This window comes from Cytobacillus kochii, assembly GCF_020171845.1.
GTDB lineage: Bacteria > Bacillota > Bacilli > Bacillales > Cytobacillaceae > Cytobacillus > Cytobacillus kochii.
The window spans coordinates 304,258-324,724 of sequence record NZ_JAIVAM010000004.1 but is presented as its reverse complement, the minus strand read 5'-3'; the positions used below and the strand labels follow the sequence as shown (position 1 = coordinate 324,724).

23 protein-coding genes and 2 pseudogenes are annotated in these 20,467 nt (G+C 33.3%); 23 read left to right on the top strand and 2 right to left on the bottom strand.

Annotated elements, in window-relative coordinates; all coding sequences use genetic code 11:
* The first annotated feature begins 234 nt into the window (after nt 1–234).
* The 22 genes and pseudogenes from LCM23_RS08065 (at nt 235) to LCM23_RS07965 (ending at nt 15,955) form a co-directional block, all read left to right on the top strand.
* Nucleotides 235–957: a nucleotidyltransferase domain-containing protein gene (locus tag LCM23_RS08065; RefSeq protein WP_224936475.1), complete on the top strand. Its 723-nt coding sequence runs from the start codon at nt 235–237 to the stop codon at nt 955–957.
* Nucleotides 958–1,142: 185 nt separating this feature from the next.
* Nucleotides 1,143–1,661 (top strand): NUDIX domain-containing protein, encoded by a 519-nt coding sequence (locus tag LCM23_RS08060; protein ID WP_224936474.1) that lies wholly within the window; start codon nt 1,143–1,145, stop codon nt 1,659–1,661.
* A gap of 206 nt (nt 1,662–1,867) precedes the next feature.
* Nucleotides 1,868–2,355, top strand: a pseudogene (locus LCM23_RS08055) (site-specific integrase).
* Between the two features lie 167 nt (nt 2,356–2,522).
* Nucleotides 2,523–2,957 (top strand): DUF3888 domain-containing protein, encoded by a 435-nt coding sequence (locus LCM23_RS08050; RefSeq protein ID WP_224936473.1) that lies wholly within the window; start codon nt 2,523–2,525, stop codon nt 2,955–2,957.
* Between the two features lie 115 nt (nt 2,958–3,072).
* Nucleotides 3,073–3,768: a nucleotidyltransferase family protein gene (locus LCM23_RS08045; protein WP_224936472.1), complete on the top strand. Its 696-nt coding sequence runs from the start codon at nt 3,073–3,075 to the stop codon at nt 3,766–3,768.
* A gap of 132 nt (nt 3,769–3,900) precedes the next feature.
* Nucleotides 3,901–4,071: a Fe3+ hydroxamate ABC transporter substrate-binding protein gene (locus LCM23_RS08040; protein ID WP_224936471.1), complete on the top strand. Its 171-nt coding sequence runs from the start codon at nt 3,901–3,903 to the stop codon at nt 4,069–4,071.
* 243 nt (nt 4,072–4,314) lie between these two features.
* A complete protein-coding gene (locus LCM23_RS08035; protein ID WP_224936470.1) occupies nt 4,315–4,674 on the top strand; it encodes a GNAT family N-acetyltransferase in 360 nt (119 codons plus the stop codon).
* 637 nt (nt 4,675–5,311) lie between these two features.
* Nucleotides 5,312–5,770, top strand: a pseudogene (locus LCM23_RS08030) (GNAT family N-acetyltransferase).
* A gap of 65 nt (nt 5,771–5,835) precedes the next feature.
* A complete protein-coding gene (locus LCM23_RS08025) occupies nt 5,836–6,276 on the top strand; it encodes a pyridoxamine 5'-phosphate oxidase family protein (RefSeq protein ID WP_224936469.1) in 441 nt (146 codons plus the stop codon).
* A 233-nt stretch (nt 6,277–6,509) separates the two neighbouring features.
* Nucleotides 6,510–6,842: a hypothetical protein gene (locus tag LCM23_RS08020; RefSeq protein WP_224936468.1), complete on the top strand. Its 333-nt coding sequence runs from the start codon at nt 6,510–6,512 to the stop codon at nt 6,840–6,842.
* Nucleotides 6,843–7,261: 419 nt separating this feature from the next.
* A complete protein-coding gene (locus LCM23_RS08015) occupies nt 7,262–7,759 on the top strand; it encodes a hypothetical protein (RefSeq protein ID WP_224936467.1) in 498 nt (165 codons plus the stop codon).
* Between the two features lie 262 nt (nt 7,760–8,021).
* Entirely contained in the window at nt 8,022–8,243 is a 222-nt protein-coding gene (locus tag LCM23_RS08010; protein ID WP_224936466.1) for a hypothetical protein, read from the top strand.
* Between the two features lie 189 nt (nt 8,244–8,432).
* Nucleotides 8,433–8,681, top strand: a complete 249-nt coding sequence (locus LCM23_RS08005) for a hypothetical protein (RefSeq protein WP_224936465.1) — start codon at nt 8,433–8,435, stop codon at nt 8,679–8,681.
* 248 nt (nt 8,682–8,929) lie between these two features.
* Nucleotides 8,930–9,412 carry a hypothetical protein gene (locus LCM23_RS08000; RefSeq protein ID WP_224936464.1) on the top strand — a complete coding sequence of 161 codons (483 nt, stop codon included), beginning with the start codon at nt 8,930–8,932 and terminating at the stop codon, nt 9,410–9,412.
* A gap of 356 nt (nt 9,413–9,768) precedes the next feature.
* A complete protein-coding gene (locus tag LCM23_RS07995) occupies nt 9,769–10,443 on the top strand; it encodes a FadR/GntR family transcriptional regulator (RefSeq protein ID WP_224936463.1) in 675 nt (224 codons plus the stop codon).
* 134 nt (nt 10,444–10,577) lie between these two features.
* Complete coding sequence (gene ilvD, locus LCM23_RS07990) at nt 10,578–12,251, top strand: dihydroxy-acid dehydratase (RefSeq protein WP_224936462.1); 1,674 nt, start codon at nt 10,578–10,580, stop codon at nt 12,249–12,251.
* A gap of 601 nt (nt 12,252–12,852) precedes the next feature.
* Complete coding sequence (locus tag LCM23_RS07985; protein WP_224936461.1) at nt 12,853–13,008, top strand: hypothetical protein; 156 nt, start codon at nt 12,853–12,855, stop codon at nt 13,006–13,008.
* Nucleotides 13,009–13,346: 338 nt separating this feature from the next.
* Nucleotides 13,347–13,472: a hypothetical protein gene (locus LCM23_RS25845; RefSeq protein ID WP_263624165.1), complete on the top strand. Its 126-nt coding sequence runs from the start codon at nt 13,347–13,349 to the stop codon at nt 13,470–13,472.
* 321 nt (nt 13,473–13,793) lie between these two features.
* Nucleotides 13,794–13,973: a DUF6440 family protein gene (locus tag LCM23_RS07980; RefSeq protein WP_224936460.1), complete on the top strand. Its 180-nt coding sequence runs from the start codon at nt 13,794–13,796 to the stop codon at nt 13,971–13,973.
* A gap of 219 nt (nt 13,974–14,192) precedes the next feature.
* Nucleotides 14,193–14,708 (top strand): GNAT family N-acetyltransferase, encoded by a 516-nt coding sequence (locus LCM23_RS07975; RefSeq protein ID WP_404826586.1) that lies wholly within the window; start codon nt 14,193–14,195, stop codon nt 14,706–14,708.
* Nucleotides 14,709–14,922: 214 nt separating this feature from the next.
* Nucleotides 14,923–15,243 carry a PadR family transcriptional regulator gene (locus tag LCM23_RS07970; RefSeq protein ID WP_224936458.1) on the top strand — a complete coding sequence of 107 codons (321 nt, stop codon included), beginning with the start codon at nt 14,923–14,925 and terminating at the stop codon, nt 15,241–15,243.
* The gene (locus LCM23_RS07965) at nt 15,236–15,955 is read left to right on the top strand and encodes a DUF2812 domain-containing protein (protein WP_224936457.1); all 720 of its coding nucleotides are present in this window, start codon (nt 15,236–15,238) and stop codon (nt 15,953–15,955) included. Before LCM23_RS07970 ends, LCM23_RS07965 begins: the two co-directional genes overlap by 8 nt.
* A 96-nt stretch (nt 15,956–16,051) precedes the next feature.
* Here LCM23_RS07965 and LCM23_RS07960 read toward each other — a convergent pair whose 3' ends face one another.
* Nucleotides 16,052–17,236 (bottom strand): NupC/NupG family nucleoside CNT transporter, encoded by a 1,185-nt coding sequence (locus LCM23_RS07960; RefSeq protein WP_224936456.1) that lies wholly within the window; start codon nt 17,234–17,236, stop codon nt 16,052–16,054.
* A gap of 239 nt (nt 17,237–17,475) precedes the next feature.
* Here LCM23_RS07960 and LCM23_RS07955 point away from each other — a divergent pair, with 239 nt between their 5' ends.
* A complete protein-coding gene (locus LCM23_RS07955) occupies nt 17,476–19,167 on the top strand; it encodes a methyl-accepting chemotaxis protein (protein ID WP_224936455.1) in 1,692 nt (563 codons plus the stop codon).
* 143 nt (nt 19,168–19,310) lie between these two features.
* Here LCM23_RS07955 and LCM23_RS07950 read toward each other — a convergent pair whose 3' ends face one another.
* On the bottom strand, nt 19,311–20,411 hold the full coding sequence (locus LCM23_RS07950) for a tyrosine-type recombinase/integrase (protein WP_224936454.1): 1,101 nt from the start codon (nt 20,409–20,411) through the stop codon (nt 19,311–19,313).
* Nucleotides 20,412–20,467: the final 56 nt, after the last annotated feature.

The window sequence follows — 20,467 nt, the reverse complement described above, 5'->3', positions numbered from 1 at the left end:
GTTTTTGAATTTTAAATAAGGGTTCACTCTATTTAAGGGCACCTATTCAATAAGATTAGCTTAATTATTTTCCACAATCGGGCGCGTTTCTTCCATAAGAAAAAACGCCTTTTTAATGCAGCAAGTGGGCAGTATATTGAAATAAAGTTGGATTAAATTTACCCTTGAAATAGGGGTTTTCTTTTTATTGACGAATTTATATTGGAAATGAAAAGATTGTTAGAGGTGAAGTGAATGAAAAGGTTTGATCCAGTTGTAGCAGCGAAACAATTTATTGATAAGCACTTTTCAAATTGCCAAGGGGCTTTATTAGCAGGAAGTGTAGTTAGGGGAGAGGCAACAGAAACTTCTGATCTTGATATTGTCATTTTTGATAAAAGACTTACTTCATCATATAGAGAGTCTATGTTTGACTTTGGATGGGCAATAGAGGTTTTTGCCCATAATTTAACTTCATACAAATACTTTATCGAAATGGACTGCAAAGCTGCAAAGCCTTCTATGCCAAGAATGATTTCTGAAGGAATTATTTTAAGAGATGAAGGAATCTTAGAATCTATAAAAAAAGAAGCGAAAGATATATTAGAGAAGGGACCTGAAATATGGTCTAAAGAAATTGTTAGTACAAAGCGATACTTTATAACTGATGCACTTGATGATTTTTTAGGAAGTAATGACCGAGCTGAAGAAATATTTATAACTAACACATTAGCTGATCTTGTTCACGAATTTGTTTTAAGAACTAATCGTCAGTGGGTTGGCTCTTCGAAATGGATTATTCGGGCTTTGAATCAACATGATGAGAAATTTACCGAAGAGTTCGTAGAAGCCTTTAATGTTTTTTATAAAACAGGTGAGAAAAATAAGGTTGTTCAATTAGTAGATAAGGTTTTGGATCCGTACGGTGGGCGTTTATTTGAAGGATTTTCTCTAGGAAAAGAAAAAGATAATCCATAAAACCTTATTAAGCAATCGGGAGTAATTCTGCAGCAAGAATTAGGCTCCTTCATTATGTTAAGGGCAATTTTCTGGAATAACTTATTGTGAAAATAATGAGAATTTGAAATAATTATTATTAAGCTAAAGGACAGGATAGTGTAAGAAAGATTTAACTTTTTAAAACAAAAAGGGGGTTGGAATCTTTGAAACTTAGACAAATGTCAGTCGCTTTCCTTTTTAATGAGGAACAAGAAATTTTATTTCTTCAAAAAAAGAAAAAAGATACTTTCCTTGCAGGGTTATTAGTTCCAATAGGGGGTCATATAGAAGGTGTTGAAATTAATGATCCACAAAAAGCATGTTTCAGAGAAATTGAAGAAGAAACAGGTTTAAAGAGTGATTACATAAAAAATCTTACACTTGGATACGTTGTACTTAGGATAAAGGGTAATCAAGAACTTAGAATACAATATGTTTTCATTGGAATCGTACCTAAAAATACTGTTTTAATTGAAAGCGATGAAGGCTCACTATCATGGATTGGTTATGAAGATATTCTGAATAACAATGTTTCAGCAACAACCAAAGAAATAGTTAAACATTACGACAGTATAGGGAAGCAAAATGAAAAAGTATATGTAGGCTCAATGAAATCTTTAAATGGAAATCCTGAAATAACTTGGGGACTTTTAGAGGACTGGGAATTGCCGATTTTTAACTAAAGAGTGATTTAGTTCATTCAAACATGTAACTAGATCTTCAACAATAGGGCGCGATTCTTGAAAAAGATACGGAATCCCCCTTGTTTTTCAAGGCTTTTATAGATTGAGTTAATTATTAAATTCTTAGATTGTTGAATAATAATGACTTTCCTTGAACATAATAGAATCTAGAATAATTGGTTCATAATCTGGGAGAGTGAAGAATGGTGTTATTATCGGAAGCTTGGGAGAAATACCAACTAGATAAGAAGATTGAGGGATATTCAGCATTAACTATAAAAACATATTGCTTTCAGAATAATTTGTTATTGCGATATTTTGGTAATATTGATATGAATGAAGTGACGACAGAAAAATTAAAAAGTTATTTAATCGATGCAGGAGAGCATTTAAAGCCGTCTAGTCTGGGACATAGAGTCCGAAGTATTCGATCATTATTTAAATGGACATATGATGAAGGATATATATCTAAAAATCCTGCAGCTAAACTGAAGGAACCAAAACTAGGAAAAAGAATACCTAAATTCCTCTCTGAACTTGAAATCGAACATCTGAGGGAAGCTTGCCAAACCACAATGGAGCACCACTTGAAGTGACCCAGAGCTTACTTGGTCACGAGAAGAGTGAAACTACAAAAATATATGCTCAGCTAAGTGGAAAGCTGAGACAAGATTTCTATAGCAAATACTTTTAAATGCATAATCAATCGCTTTGACATAAAAAGGTTCTTTCTCTATAGTGCCTTTTCTTTTTTTGAAGTAAATGATTGAGTATACTCACATATTTGGAAGTAGTTAAAATTGATTTAAAGGGCCAGATTCTTGAATAAATCATTTTAGTTCTTAGGAAAACTAAAATGAGGTGATAATTATTAATAAATTTGCGGTCTTGCTTATGGTTGGAATGCTTTTAGTAATCTCTAATAGAACAGTAAATGCAAAGACAGAAACAATAAATGAAGCCGATACGGAATTATGCGAAACGGTTAAAATGGCACTTATAAGTAGCCTAAGAGAACCAGTAGATAAAGCAATTGTAGAAATCTACAAAGACGACGAAAATGTACCTGAAGTTCTTACATGGGCTTCATATGATACAGAAATCATTAAAATAAAACAGTTATATGGAATTGGTGGATTATATGAGTTAACGCTAAAAGTATACCCTTACTATCGTGCTCATATGGGTTATGGGGAAGATGAAGTCGTGATAAATACAAGAGGGAAACTCATAAATTATAAACACTTGAAAACATATCCTCGAACTTCAACTAAAGGGAGCGATTCATTAATATGAATAAGCGCCCTTTTATATTTCAGACAGATATTTGCAGAAGGTATTTAGGTTAATGATAAAGAAATAAAAAAGAATTATGTTTCTTGGGAGAGATGTTTAGAAAATGGGGGTGAAGATGATTTTTTCTGCAATAGAAGCTGCAGTTAAATTTGTAGAGGGAAACTTTCCGGATTGTAATATTGCTTTATTAGCAGGAAGTGCATCAAGAGGTGAAGAAACTATGACCTCTGATTTAGATATTGTGATTATTGATAATTCATTAAATTCCTACCGAGAAAGCTTTGTTTTATATGGATGGAAAATTGAATCATTTGTTCATAATTTTAATTCTTATTTAGAACAATTTGAAAAAGACAGAAATAAAGGAAGACCTATCTTAGCTAATATGCTAATCGACAGTAAAGTGCTTAAAAATAACGGCGAGTTAGATGATATAAGAAACACCGCAAATAATTTTATCGAAAATGGTCCTCCGCCCCTTTCTGAAGAATTTATAAAAGCTTCAAGGTATTTTATTTATGATCTTCTCGATGATTTTGCAGATTCAAAAAATGAACAAGAGGCATTGATTACTATTAACAATATCTCATTACAGGTTGCTGACTTCATTTTACGTTTAAATGGTCAATGGTCTGGAAGGGGGAAAGGTCTTACAAGAGCTTTAAAAGCATTTGACGGGAGCTTGTACGAAAAGTTTTTTGAAACTCTAAACTGTTATTATAAACACGGAAACAAACAGCCTTTTATCGAATTTGTAGATTATGTTTACAAGCCATTAGGAGGGACCTTTTTTGATGGCTATAAAAAATGAAATTAGATTTTTGAGACTAAGGTCTTCTTTAGGGACGACTTTTACTCCATTAAAGGGTGCAATTTAACAATGGATTAGCGCCATTTCTTTAAGAAAAGGGCCAGATTCTGCAAAAACAAAGGATATTTTCTAATGTTTAAACGTACGCTATATTGCTCTAATTGCAATCGAGAAATTCAAGATGGAGAAGAAATCTATGCAAAGATGAAGGCTCCGAAGAATACGATTATGGTTGAGATTAAAGCCTATTTAAAAAAAGAAAGTGAGATTTTTTGTACGGATTGTATGGATAAAGAAAAGTAACTTTTTTTCTCCGCAATCGGTCGCAAATCTGATGCAAAGCTAAGCGCAGAGCCTGTATTGCAGAATTAGGCCATTTAACGAAATATTATTAAGGACTATAGATCAGTGTGCGAGGTAATAAATTATGAGTATACAAATAAGAAATGCAACAGAAGGTGATTTTTCGACTATCCAATTGGTTGCTCGATTATCGTGGGCAGAAGCATATAGAGAACTTATCCCTGTTTCAGTTCAAAAAAATATTTGCAAACAGCTTATTCAATTGATCCACTTAGAAATAAACTTGAAACAACGGCATTTCTAGTTGGGGAATGGGAGGAAAAGGTCGTTTCGTTTGCTAATTTACATTGCAGTAAGAATGAGAATGACCTTTCAGCTATATACATCCACCCTAAGTTTCAGTCGAAAGGTTTAGGAAGTGCCCTTTTAAATAAAATAAAAAATAAATTACAAAATGGCGATGAACTAGTGGTTTACCTGGAAAAAGGAAATCATCAGGCAGAATCTTTTTATCGGAAACATGGGTTTACCTATATTGAAGAATTTAGCGAGTCATTCTTTGATCATACCTTTAAAACAGTTAAAATGTCTGTGATTATTTAACCCTCATTGTTCAAGAAACGGGCGCATTTCCTGAATAAGGATCTACGCTTATTTTGCATGAAAAGGGCCATTTTCTTTAATAACTAATTGTGGATATTATAGGAACTTGAGATAATTAGTATTAATTTTTTAGAACAATTTCGAAATATGAGGGAAACCTTAAGGGGGAGAGCCTTTATGGGGTTATTATTTTGGCCATTTATGATAGCTTCAATTATATTTTCGTTTATTTCTTTAGGAATGAAAAAGCCTTATTTCTTGTGATTTCCGGTCTACTGATAATTCCATTATCACTCTACCTAGCTGCAACGTCACGTTTTGAATGGTGGGGTTTGATATTCCCATTCTTTTACCTAGGGGCTGCTTTATCCCTAAGAAAAAATATGAGGTGGCTATCAGCATTATTGATTTCCCCGAACATTTTACTAATCGGATGGATTGGTTACGCCGTAATGAATCAATAATTATTTAAAATTATCCAAAATACTTGTTCCAGAATCGGACGCTTATCTGAAATAAGGTAAACGTCAACAAAAAAAAGATTGAGTTGAGCGAATGGTTTTGAAATAATTGGTATTGAGCAAACGGGAAGGAGAGTTGAACAAGGGGAACAGGGGTAAAGGGAGAGGTGATACTTATGCCTTATAAGTTTGAGAATATGACTCAGGAACAAGCTGAAGATATTGCACATAAATGGCACTATGATGGAGAATATTCTTTTTATGATATGGAAGCTGATGAAGAAGATTTAGCTGAATTTTTAGACCCAGAAACAAGAGGTAACCCTATGTTTGCAGTTTTGAAAGAGGATGAAATTATTGGTTTCTTCAGTGTTAGCAAAGTAGCTGCTAATATTTATGATATAGGTTTAGGAATGAGACCAGGTTTGACTGGAAATGGTTGAGGGTTAGAATTTCTCAATGCAGGTATTGATTTTGTCCAATCAAGATTTACACCAGATAAAATTACTTTATCAGTGGCAACTTTTAATCAAAGAGCGATAAAAGTATATAGAAAAGTTGGGTTTAAAGATATTGATTCATTTATGCAAGATACAAATGGTAACATATATGAATTTCCAAAAAATGGATTATGAATGCTAGTTTAAAGGTTCCTTTGTTCAATCAAAGGTCGCTTATCTATAATTAAGAGGTGGAATAAATGAAGATTATAAGGGGTAAACGGAGTTTTGATTTGGATGAATTCTTAACGAAACCATTATTTGCTCATCTATCGACGGCTTCATCCGAAGGACCAAGAGAATCTCCCGTTTGGTTTTTTTGGAAAGATAAATGTCTTTGGATTATAGGAACTCCTGTAGATACTTTTCCATTAAGAATAGACGAAAATCCGAATTGTGCTATCGGTATTGTTGATTTTGATCCGGCTACAGGGAAGGTATTACATGCAGGTTTTAGAGGAAAAGCAACCGTAGAGCCATTTAACTCTAATTTAGCAAAACGGTTATTTTCTAAATATTTAGGTTCAAAAGAAAAGGAGTGGGATGCTAGATTCAAAAATCAAGATCCTGAAAATGTTTTCATTCGTTTTGTACCCGAAACTGTAGTTGTTAGGAATCAATCATATAACGTCAATAGATAATATTCAATAATACGATCGGGCGCTTTAATGGCAAAGTTGTATCAGAATCGGGCCATTTAATTGAATAAGGCTTATTAAATAAATGGGTGCAGTTAAGCTTAATAAAATCGGATAGCTATTCGTATATATAAGTAAAGCAAGGTTAAAGGGGGGGTTAGATTAAAAGATTTTTATTTTATTTCGTTTCCACAGTTGTTATGGGATTTATTTTTTACTTAGGAGTGAAGTATCAAGTGAGGTTACATGAAGAACTTAGAAATTCGTTTAATCTGTTGCCTTTTTTAATATTTGCTACTATATTTCCTATTGCTATCGGATTGTTATTACGATTGCCTAAATTGATTATAGAGATTAAAGAAAAAAAGCAATGGTCATTTGATTGGATTAAGGTTGCCGCAATTGGAATACCATCACTATATATAGCAATGATACCAATTTTGTCATTATCTACTTCTTTTGAGAATTTGTTATTTGCAAAAGAGTTGATCTTTTTAGGTGATACTACATTGACAACAACAGCTGGGATTGTTTCTGGTTATGTTTTATTTGATAGTTTAAAAAAATAAAAGCTTTTCAAACATGCGCTTTTCTGAAGTAAGAATTGTGTTCTTTTGTGAAAGGAGCTGATTTTTACGGAAGTTTTGATTTCTGTATTAGGCGAATTAATAATCGGTATCATGCTTTCTTACTTTTTTCTTGATTATAACGGGTGGACCATACATCATATGGGGAAAAAAGGCGAAGTTATTAAAACTATAAATGAATTAGATTTAAATTTATAAAGAATCTTCATTTAGCAACTTTATGTTACCCCATCCTACAGGAGGGGGGATGTGTATTTCAAGCATTTAACTTAAACAACGTAATATAACCCTTGACATTCCCTTATTGCGGGTGATGTCAGCTTCGCTGGTACTACTCGATATAATAATCCTTTTATTCCTAATTTAGTATATAATTAGTGTAAAAGGAGGGAATGAACAATATGAAACGAATCATCTTATTTACAGTTACATTTATGTGTTTGTTTTTTATCTCAGCATGTTCAGAAGATAGTAATAGCAGCAGTAACGCAGATGAAAAAGAAGTTAAAGAATTTTTAAGTCAATATAAATCCTACCAGTATACAATCGAAAATCCTAAAAACCCCCCTACTGCTGATGAAATAGGGGAAAAAGTGAAACCTTTCTTATCTGATGAAGAATATGAGAAACAATTTGCCAATAGAGCTTTCGATATACCTGCTGAAGTTGCATCTAAAACAAATAACAGCATCGCTTTAGATGATGTTACTCTTGAAAAAGTCGAATCGGAAGAAGAGTCAGAAAAATATAAATATACATTACATTTAATTTTTTCCGATAATGGTTCTGAAGAATCTATAGATAGAAAAGGAGAAATAACAGTCAAAACTAACAACGAGATGAAAATAACTCGCGACTGGGAAAATCGTAATAATGAAATTGATGATCTAACTTTTTAAAGAAAACTTAATTAGCTAGAAAAGTAGTATACAAAGTATAGAAAACCGTCCTCGTATGAAAGATATTACGTACTAATAATATTAAAGATGTAGAAAAATATTTTAAGCCTGCCCTAAAAATTGAATAAATATATCTTCCTCAATAGGGCGCAATTATTGAATAAGGTTATGCTAGATTCGCTTCCATACTGTTGTACAAATCTTTAGCGCAGTTGTAGAAAAGTGAACAGTGAAAGTTATGGTCGGGCGAAGGCGGTTAAATATGACTGACAAAAATAATATTAATAAAAAACAGGATAATAATGATAGGAACTCATATGTGGGTTTTGGAGTTGCTTTCGGATTGCTTGGAGGCGCTGTATTTTCATCTATTGTTGGAATGTTTTTTGAATTTCCACTAACTTGGGCTTTTGGACCTGGAATAGGAATGCTTATTGGAATAATAATTGGCTCAATAATGGATTCAAATAATAATAAAGAATAGTTTAATGTGATGATTTTTAAGAAAAGTTGCGCATCATTTATATAATATACAGTTAGATTATTCTACAAAAGGGTGCGATACTTCAATAATGAGGTATCGCATTTTTAATTGACCTAAAGGGCAGGATTGTTGAAGAGGAATTGAAAAAAATATGTGGAATATATTTTTAAGTGAAGAGGGGTGATTTATATGAAAGTTTGGTTTTCATTATTAGGCGGATTAGTAATCGGTATCATACTATCATACTTTTTCCTTGATTATAACGGATGGACCATACATCATATGGGGGAAAACGGTGAAGTAGTTAAAACGATAAATGAATTAGATTTTAACGTGATTACAAATGGATTCTTGATAGTGGTTGGTGTGTCTTTTTTGATATATGTAGTTTGGACATTAATTGAAAGAAAAAAGAGTGATAAAAGTTTCTTCAACTAAAGGGCGCATTTCTTGAGCAAGGAATACGCCTTATTTAATGAATAAAAGGATTGAGTTATATTGCGAATTTTAAAATAATTGTTATTAAGCAATCGGCTACGTTTATTTAGATACGTCTCTTTCTCGTGTAAGGGCCATTAAGGGAAGGAGCTTTCCTTGAGGCTGGATATTAATGATATTATATGCATGATTGTAATGGTCACAATAATTAATTAGGTTCTAAATTCTAACCCTTAAGGAGTCTTCTTATGAGAATTGATTCAAAAAAGAGAAGAGTACAACAAAAATATAAAGAAATAATTGAGCTTAAAAAACAAGAAAGAAAACACACTATTGAAGTGTTAATAGCTATTTTTTTAATCGTTTTTCTTTCTTTTCTGAATGGAGAAAATGCCAATGTCTTTAATTTTAATTCATCTGCTGTTGAAGTTGGTCACCCTGAGAATAAATGGATAGGAGTTGTTTCAAAAATAGATGAAAAATTAAAAGTGAATTATACTCAATATACTGGTATAGCAATAGATTTCAATCCTAAACCTATAAAATATATTTTAAAAACTTCTATACAAGATTCAGATTTAGATAATGATCAACATTTAAGTGAATTGATTAAAGATGCTAATGCAATTATAGAATCAAATAAATTACCCAACTTACTTCAAGAAGATGAAACATACGAAATTATTGTAAGAGGAATAGATAACGATGAATTAGCCGTAAAAGGATTTTGAATGACAAGGTTAAGTAATTGGTGCACCAGTGAAGCAACTAAAAGCAAAAGAAAATCATTAATTTAATCTTCCGCAAACGGGCGCGATTGTTGAGCAACAAAGGTAGAAAATAATCAAACTTTTTTTATAAAAATCGTCTTCGTAAAATGTTTAAAGAGCCTGTTTTTATCAACCTTTTTTTCAAAAACAGGCTCTTTTATATTTGGGAAATTAACATAATAAGACGTGCATTTGATCAAACTTTTTTATAACCCAACAGCATTCATGGTTTTTCATTTCGCAAAAAATAAGCATTTACATAAATGATCGTTTACACTATATTCTATATTAATACTAAATAAGGTGTGGACAAATATATGACTCAAAAAAGATTATCCGATTCCATCGCTGATGACATTATCTCTATGATTGTCATTGAGAAACGTTTTCAACCTGGAGATAAGCTACCTAACGAAAATGTATTATCGGAAGAATTGAATATTAGTCGAACTACTTTAAGAGAAGCGATTAGAATCCTTGTTACAAATGGCATTGTCGAAATCAAAAGAGGTAGAGGGACTTTTATAAAAGAAGCTTTGGATATTGACCATATGCAACATTTCGGATTGCTTACAGATGCAAAAATTAATGCGAAAGATTTGTATGAAATGCGCTTAATATTTGAACCAGAAGCTGCATACTATGCGACCATTCGTGCAAGTGACCAAGAAATGAAAAGAATTATCGATTATGGATTACAAATTGAAGAGAAGATTAAAAAGAAGCAAGATCGAACGGCTGAAGAGCAGAAATTTCATCAATCAATTGTTAAAGCGACCCATAATGAATTTATGGAAAAGCTCATGCCTGTCATTTATCAAGCCATCGATAAAGGGGTGATTTTATCAGTCGAAAAAGAAGTTGCAATTAAAGATACATTGAATGATCATCAAATGATTATGGATTTTATGAAGAATCGTAACCCTGAGGGAGCAAGAAGTGCGATGAAAATTCATATATTACATGCAATGAGTGAATTAGGAATTGAATAAAAAAGCAAAAAAGAGCATCTTTTTATAAAAGATGCTCTTTTTTGTCTAACAACGTTATTGACAGCAGACAACATACGTTTTACAATACATTATACAAATAATCAAAATAATGAAAATTGAAGGTGTGGTTGTAAATGAGAAGAAGCGATACGATTAAACTTGGAGTAGATAGAGCTCCTCACCGTAGTCTTTTATATGCGACAGGAAAAGTAAAAGCAAAAGATTTAGAGAAACCATTTATTGGTGTATGTAATTCATATATTGATATTATTCCTGGACATGTTCATTTACGAGAATTTGCAGATGTGGTTAAAGAAGCAATCATTGAAGCAGGTGGCATTCCCTTTGAATTTAATACAATCGGTGTTGATGATGGAATAGCCATGGGGCATATTGGTATGCGTTATTCCTTACCTAGCAGAGAGCTAATTGCTGATAGTGCAGAAACCGTTATTAATGCCCACTGGTTTGATGGCGTCTTTTATATTCCAAACTGTGACAAGATCACTCCTGGTATGTTAATGGCAGCCGCGCGTACAAATGTCCCTTCCGTCTTTGTTTCAGGTGGGCCGATGGAAGCAGGAACGAGTGCAAGCGGAAAACAACTTTCATTAACATCTGTTTTCGAAGGAGTAGGAGCTTTTAAGTCAGGAAAAATGACAGAAGAAGAGTTCAATGATATTGAAAATAATGCGTGTCCAACATGTGGGTCTTGTTCAGGGATGTTTACAGCTAATTCAATGAACTGCTTAATGGAAATGCTAGGTGTCGCTCTTCCCGGTAACGGATCGATTGTCGCAACAAGTGCGAAACGAAAAGAGTTAATCTATGAAGCTGCTAAACATTTAGTTCGCATGATTGAAGAAGATGTGAAACCACGTGACATCATTACGAAAGAAGCCATTGATGATGCCTTTGCTTTAGATATGGCGATGGGTGGTTCGACTAATACAGTGCTTCACACTTTGGCAATCGCAAATGAAGCTGGTATTGATTATAATCTTGAAGATATTAATAAAATCGCTACCCGTGTTCCATATTTAGCAAAAATTATGCCAGCGTCAGATTATTCAATGGATGATATTAATAAAGCTGGGGGCATTAGTGCAATCATTAATGAATTAACGAAAATTCCAAATGCCATTCATCCAGAGAGAATAACGATTACAGGTAAAACAATGGGTGAGTTGGTAAGTGGACATGACATTACTAATGAACAGGTTATACGTCCTAAGGATAATCCCTATAGCCCAGTTGGTGGCCTTTCCATCTTATATGGAAATATCGCCCCTGAAGGTGCTGTCATCAAAGTCGGCGCAGTGGACCCAACGATTCAAGAGTTCGAAGGAGAAGCAATTGTTTTTGAGTCACAAGAAGAAGCACAACAAGCAATCGATAATGGAGCTGTAAGAGAAGGCCATGTTGTTGTCATCAGGTATGAGGGACCTAAAGGTGGTCCAGGAATGCCGGAAATGCTAGCACCAACTTCAGCCATTATGGGTCGAGGATTAGGTAGTTCAGTTGCTTTGCTAACAGACGGTCGTTTTTCCGGAGCATCACGCGGAATTTCCATTGGTCATATTTCTCCAGAAGCCGCTGAGGGTGGTCCAATCGCACTTATTGAAAATGGAGATATCATTGTAATCGACTTACCTAACAGAACGATGAACGTAAAATTATCTGATGAAGAATTAGCTAACCGAAAAAAATCATTACAACCATTTGAACCAAAGATTAAAAATGGCTGGTTAGGAAGGTACTCCAAACTGGTAACAAATGCATCAAAAGGTGGCGTAATGAGCATTTAAGTATAGTAAAGTAAAGAAACTTCATTTTAGATAATGAGGTTTCTTACTTATTATTTTCAAGACTATTACTATAATTGATTTAGTAATGGACGAACAAAGTAAATGGCGAGCCCAACATTTTAAAAATATTAAAAGCACGGGTTATAAAAAATGATACAACTTTCACACATCTCTGAGATTGGAGATGAGACGTTGCAAAGTTATTTTTAATTGTTACGAAACAGTCGATAAGCCCTCCTTATTAACAAAATAGAACTAAGCATTACACGTAGCTTTTTAAAAATTACTTAACATGTTTATTCCGGGCTTATTTTCGTGTTCTTTGTAGGTAATATACGTTTTTTCTATACTTAAATAAATTTCCCCTTACTTTTCCAGATGTTTACTCATTTCTTCTTATTGAAAATTCAAAAACCTTAAGTTTGCCTAAAAATCTCATCAGTACCCTCAAACTTGAGGGAATATGTTTGCCTGTTGTCTAAATATATATAACAATAAGTTTTAATTGAAATCATTTGATTGAACTGTATCTATAAAAGACAATATAAAGTTTTTTAAAGTCTGTTCTAAAAAGGTCGAACTCTTATATTAAGGAGGTATTATGGAAAAAGAGTATCTTGGTATATGTAGTAGTTGTGGTGAGGGGATTTATTGTCATGGTGGTTTTTTAGGTGGTGTTCTTGAAGATGATGGTAAAATGATTTGTTTTTCTTGCTTTGAGGAAGAAAACACTGGCTATCATTCAAAAAAACAATAGACCAATAATAAAATTCGATAACACGCTAGAAGTTATTTCATTTAAGCTAGAAAATAGGAACAAGATTTGAAAACGAAAGACCGACCGATCTCTACACCAATTAGATACTATTGAATAAAAGAACAAAGCCGATTCCTAAAAGCCACAAAGGAAGTCTACTCTTTTCATTCAGTTAGGAAGCGAACTTTAACTATTGGTGACTAAATATCATTATACATATGGAATTACTTGCCCCGTGATTTGATAAGAGGAGGGATTGGGAGTGACTGGATTCTTTTTTTGAATAGAATTTTCTCGAAAGGTCCACAATACTCCTTAATAGAAGGGAGTGATGTAGTTTGACGAAAGTACCTAATAACGGCAGTAAGAACCAAAGCTCACCGCAAGGAACTCAAAGCGCAATAAGTGGTGATAATAGTAAGGGGAATAAACGAAATAAAGATCAAAAAAGAAAACCAGATTAGGATCATTTTTGGCTTGTTAGCTTTCGAAGTTAACAAGCTTTTTTTTTAGGTAATTTGTATTTTCACTCAATACAGACGTTGTTTGGTCTTTAACTGAATAGAATAACAATAATTTAGACTGCTATATCACTTTAAAGGAGTAACTCATTATTATTCAGAATTATTTATAAAAATTTTTGATTTAATCTCTAAAGTAAAAATGCTTTGAAATGTGCATTGTTCAGTAGGTGGTTTTATGGTAAAAATAAGTTAATGAAACTTATTTAGAGCTACATTACCCCAGAGGAACTTCATTAAAAAAGATGTAGGGAGCGTTGAGTGATGGATAATAAACGTTTTCAAACAATTTATTCTCAAGGGAAAATAGAAAATTTTAAGATTATTCGGGATAATGAAACCGGAGTGATGTATATGTTCCATTATGCAGGTCCGGTCAGTGGATTAACTGTTATGCTTGATCCAGATGGTAAACCTTTGATAGATAAGGACTTTAAGAAATAGTGTGTAATTTATTAACTGAAAATTCCGTCCTATTAAGTGGGTATGTGTACGGATAAACATGTGAATAAATAACCGGAATTTCAGTTGTTTCTCTTTGGAACAGTTAAGATACGATTATTTTTCCAAGGGGAGACTTTTCTTATTCGGTAGGTTGGTGGTTCAAACATATCTGCTTTTATGCGTGCGAGAGGTCACTCTATATCTTGAACAGGAGAGTTCATGTTGAAGGAAAATGATTTATATATAAGAAAAATGTCTAAAAATGACTATCTGTATATGAGGAAATGGTTAAGTACGAAAGAAGTATTGACATTCTACGGAGATGTTAATGAACCTTTTTCTCTAGAAATGGTGAAAGAGAAATACGGTCCTCGTATAGACGGCGAAATTAATGTCCTGCCATTTATCGTAGAACTCAAAGATCAACCGATTGGATTTATGCAGTATTATCAGGTAGATAATGAAAATGAATATTTTGGATTTGGGGACAATGAACTGATCTATGGAATCGATCAGTTCATCGGTGAACCAATGCTTTTCGGAAAAGGTATTGGAACAAGAATGGTGAAACTATTTGTTAAATACATTGCGCAAAGAACAGAAGCAAAGATGGTTATTTTAGATACTGCGACAAACAATCATCGTGCTATTGCTTGTTATGAAAAAGTTGGGTTTACGAAAGTGAGGAAAATGAATAAGGATAGTAATTGGTTGATGGTATATCCTTTGAAGTAATGTGCAATGTATGGGTAAAAGAAATTAAAATTGCAAAGATATGTTCGTTGTTAATATTGACTAGAAAGCTTCTTTATGTTGAAGGAAGCTTTTTTTTTTATAAAAATTATATCATTTTATGATATAACTATAGACACTTATATCACAAAATGATATATTATGAATATATCCATTTATGATATATCAAAAAAGAATACATTAAGGATGATGTAAATTGAAATCAGAAGGGCAGATAACCGATTCTATGTTTTATATTATGACGGCACTAACCCGTCCAAGGCATGGATATGCAATTATGTCTTTGATCGAAGAGACTACACAGGGGAGAATAGCCATTGGACCAGCCTCGATGTATACGATTATAAAGAAGCTCTTAAAACAAGAATGGATTTATTTGCAGGACGGTTCGGATTCAAGAAGAAAAGTATATGAATTGACTAATCAAGGTAAAGTGGTATTAAAAGATGAAATGAATGTGAGAAAGCTAATGGTTCAATTAGCTGAAGAAGGATTGGGAGGAATGGACAATGAGTAAAACAAAGTATATGATGTCTGGTGGATTAGCATTTGCAGAAAGTAAAGATATGGAGAAATTGAGGCAGCAGTCTCTTAAAGGGTGGCATGTTAAAAAGCTAAGTTTCATGGGATATACATTGGTGAAAGGTGAGAAAAAAGAGTATGTATACAGCATTGATTACCGTACAGTAGAAGAAAATGAGGAAGAGGAATACTTAAGCTATTTTGAAGACGCAGGTTGGAACCACGTTTACTCAGAAGCAGGTATTCATTTATTTCGCGCCGATCCTGGTACTGAACCAATTTATTCAGATAAGGAAACACTTGCCCAAAAACATGAAGAATCTTTAAGTAACACGGCAAGGTGGGGAATAGGAGCATTAGTGTTGTTTGCAGTAAGTTCTTGGACGGGTACAATATTTACAACTGGAATGATAGCAAATATACTCACTGTTGTATCAATAATATTAACGATCATAGCAGTACCAGCTGTTTGGACAGCAATGAAAATTCAATCAAATAAATGGAAAGTACAAGGGAAACAAAGAAGTGTATTTTTCATAAATACAATAATCCTATTATTTTTAGCTGCATTGACAATTTTTCTGTTATATGGAAGTGGCCCAAATGATGCAATTAAAACGCTCGCTTATATGCTTATAGGTGCTTTTGCACTACCTATACTCATCTGGTCAATTTTATCTTTTTATCATAAGCACTTAGGGCGGTAATCTTACATTTAATCAAAGTAAGTATAGGTTCAGTTGAACAAACTCATGATTTAAACACGAAAAAAAGGCATATATCGCTATGCCTTTTTTTCGTGTTTAACTAAATAAACCGACCATAATGGATGTTAAGGTAGATGCCATGGTTGCTGCTAATAGAATCTTCAAACCAAATTTAGCAACGACTGCCGCTTTTTCACCATTAATAGCTTGAATCGAACCACTAATAATACCAATTGAACTAAAGTTAGCGAAAGAAATCAAGAATGTTGAAATAATCGCAACTGTTTTCTCTGAAAGCTCTCCAATAAGTGGTTGGAATTGTAACATTGCAACAAATTCGTTTGTAGCAAGTTTTGTTCCCATAATGGATCCTGCTGTAATAATTTCATTTGATGGTATACCCATCAACCAGGCAATAGGAGCAAATATATAACCTAGTATTGTTGTTAGATCCATACCAAATATTCCATCAAACATGGCATTAAGTAAAGCCATTAACGCAATATAGGCAACAAGCATAGCTGCAACGATTAAAGCTACTTTACCGCCATCAAGTGCACCGTTAGAAATCGCTTCGAATAATGATTTTGACCCCGTTACGTCTTTTACATCAATTTCTTCTTTTTCGTTGTTTTTGATCGGAGCTATCATTGTCGCGATAATCAAGCCTGAAAGCGAATTCAAAATCATCGCTATTAAAACATACTGAGGAGGAACCATTGTCATGTAAGAGCCCATAATACTAGCTGATACACTCCCCATTGCTGATGTACTAATAATAAATAGTTTGTTATCACTCATTTTTGCCAAATGTGATTTAATCGCCAACAATGCTTCACTTTGGCCAAAGAAAATGGAGTTAATACTATTGAATGTAACTACTGTTGATAAACCGGTAATTTTCGCTAAAAACCCACCAATGTACTTTATAGCTAGAGGTAAAACTCTAATATAAGTAAGAATGGATAATAATGCTGAAGTAAAAATAATGAGCATAAGTACATTCATAAAAAAGACTGTTTGTCCTTCTTGCACCAAGCCACCTAATACAAAATCAATACCTTCATAACCAAAATTTAAAACAGTTGTAACGCCATTAGAAATCCATTCAACTAACTTTAAACCAATGGTTGTTTGGAACATGAATAAAGTAATGATAATCTGTAAGACAACCATAATAGCAATCGCTTTATAGTTGATATTTTTTTTATCATTGGAAATAAGGTATGCTAAGCCGAGAACGAGAAAAAAACCTAAAATTCCTATTAAAATATTTACCATGATGTCTCCCCTTAAAAAATTTTCTCCAATAGTATTGATAATAAGGTAGTATGACATCTGATGTCAAATGAATATTAAAAAATGACAGAAATTGCATTATTCAATGTATTAAGAATGAGTGCACAACTTTTCATTCTCACTACTTTAGTAATGGGTATAAAGAATTAAAACAATTATAACTCATTATTTACATTCTCTTTATATTTCACCCTCATAATGAGAACAAGGGGGAGAGATATATGGAAAATGTTTTAGACGCCATCAAAGGGATTGTTGGAAAACTTTCTTTACAAGCAAGACTCTTGATTATTGTGATTACTATTCTGCTTTTTTCAGCAACGGTAGTGACAATGATTTCTATTAGTAAATCAAAAGAAACTATTATTGGCTTTATGGAACAAAGACTTGATAAGGAAACAAGTTATATTTATGAAATTGCCCAAAATTTATTACTCATATACATAGATGACGAGAATGAGTACACAACAAAACTGAATCAAGTGATCAGAAGACAAGAATCACAATTAGCCCAAGATGGATTCAGTGCATATTTCTTTTTGATTAATCAAAACGGAGCAGACCCTTTTTCTGTCAGTGAAAATCGACCAATTAACTTTCCTGATAACGTTGTTGAAACTATTACTCAACAACAAAATGGAATCATTGAGCGTGACATGAATGGGGAAACCTACACGATAGCATTTCGTAACATTCAAGAATTAAAGGGAATCTACACTATTGCTATACCTCAATCACAGTATCTACAAACATTAACAGAAATGAGCCAGTTTATTGGTGTAACAGTCCTTTTATGTTTGTTAGTAACTGGAGTGATTGTCATTCTTTTAGTAAGAAATTTGACCAACCCTATTTCAAAGTTAACAATAATGATGAGACAGGCTAGTAAAGGACAATTAATAAATGATATAAAAATGGAAAGTACAACACCTGAAATTGTCTCACTTATTAATAGTTATCAAACAATGATTGCTCATATGAGGAAGTTATTAACAAATATAATGGATGCTACAGACAATTTATCCCAATCAGGCAATAGTCTTGATCATATTTCTCATAAAGTAAAATTAGAAAATGAAGAATTATTAGTCGGTATTCAAGTGGTAAAACAGGGAGCAGAGCAAACTGCCATTAGTTCTGAAGAGAGTATTAAGAAGTTTCAATCTATGAAAGAAAAAACCAATAAATTATTTGATAGTATGGATAGTATGATGAAAAAAGCATATACAATGGAAGGTACAGCGGTAGATGGTGAAGAGAGTATAAGTAAAGTCATCGCCACATTTGAATCTTTTTCAACTTCATTTTCAAAAATGACTCACACTGTTGCCCAAATGAATAACTATTTTTCTTCTATTGAAAAGGTGACCTCAGTTATACAAGATATTTCAACTCAAACAAAGCTGCTAGCTTTAAATGCTTCCATAGAAGCAGCGCGGGCAGGGGAATCAGGGCGCGGTTTTGCGGTAGTGGCAACTGAAGTCGGTGCTTTGGCAGAAAAATCAGCACAAGCTGTTGAATTAGTCAAAGAAAATATTATTTCAATGAAAGACATCTCATCTAGAACACTCTTTGAATCTGAAGAAACAAATAACCATTTTTTACAATATAAAGAGATCATGAATAAGAATCGAACAGCATTCGATTTGTTAATGAAAGAAGTCCTTTCTGTTTGTAACATTATAGATGAATCAAAACGACAATTGGTTGGTTTACAGACTATTCTACCGCAAATGGAGGACAAAACAGAATACGCTTTAGCGATTTCGCAAGAGACTTTAGCAAAATCAGAGCAAATGGTGATGGATTCAAACCATTTAATGAAGGAAGTGGCACAAAGTCACGAAGAGGGTTTAAAGATTAGCTTACTTGCACGAAAATTAAAGGAATTAAATAAAGAGTATCAAATTTAAGTTTAGCCCAAATTTTAAAAAATAGACCATTGTCCTTGTCCACATTCCCTGCTTGTACATATAGTATAGTAATCCTTCTGAAAAACTGATTCACCTCAAACGGAGAAAAAGACAGCTCGCCCAGGCTGTCTTTTTCATTTGTATTATTGGAAAATATTTACTTTTTCAAGATGTTTGTATGCTTCCTCTTGATTAATTCGTTCTAAATAAACATTGGTCGTAGATATATCTGCGTGTCCTGCCCAATCTTTTACAACTGCTAATGGTACATCATTTTCTAACAACATCGTGACAAAAGTATGGCGGAACCAATGGGGAGAAATATCAGTTTGTTTTCCGGCCATCCGCACCGCTTCTTTCACAATTTTATAAAGTGCAGGATAAGTGAGTCTTTTCTGCTTTCCAGTTAAATCCCGTTTATTATACATAGAAAAAAAGAGAGGAGAGTTGTCTCCGCTTGAAAAACTTGTTGAAGCACCTATTGTTTCGCGATATTGCAACAGCACCTTTTTTGTTTCCTCACGAATAGGAATAGAACGGAATTTATTTCCCTTTCCAATCACATCTGCATATAAGGCACCACGACGATTTAAACGGAAACTACCCCAATTCAAACTGATAAGCTCACTCGCCCTTAATCCAGTTGTATACAATAAGTAACCGATTAACAAATTGCGTTGCTTTAATCCTTCACGATTTGTCTCCGCCTTCACGACTTTTGGGAAACAGGAAATAAGTTGTTCGGCGTCAAAAGCAGTCAGTTCTCTCATACCAACACCTGCAGATGTTTGATCACTAAAATGACCTTTTTTACTTGATGGTTTAGATACCCATGTTGAAAGATGCGCTTTATAAAATTGCGTTTCATAACCGAAGTCTAAGATTCTACGAAAAAATTCTAATTTTCTTATCGCTGACTTGGCTGCATAAGCCTCATTAATGTAACGATTATAAGCTTTCACTTCCGGGAAACCAATTTCCTTGAATGAAAGTTGATGTGTATTCATATAAGTAAGTAAGGTTTTCGCATCACTGCGATAAGCCTTCAGGGTATGAGGAGAAAATGTTTTATTGGTTGTAAAAATCTTTACAACGAAGAACATTTCCAAAAATTCTTGATCACTGGCTTTTTCCAAAATGAGATTGCGATGTTCATCAAGAAGATGACTCGAATGTAACTTAGTTTGTAAAGCTTGTAAGTATTGACTATCAGTCATTTTATGTAAAGGTATCATATCATTCATAGAAGAGAACTCCTTATTATTAACCATAATTTTATTATGTATAGTAAAGATAATGC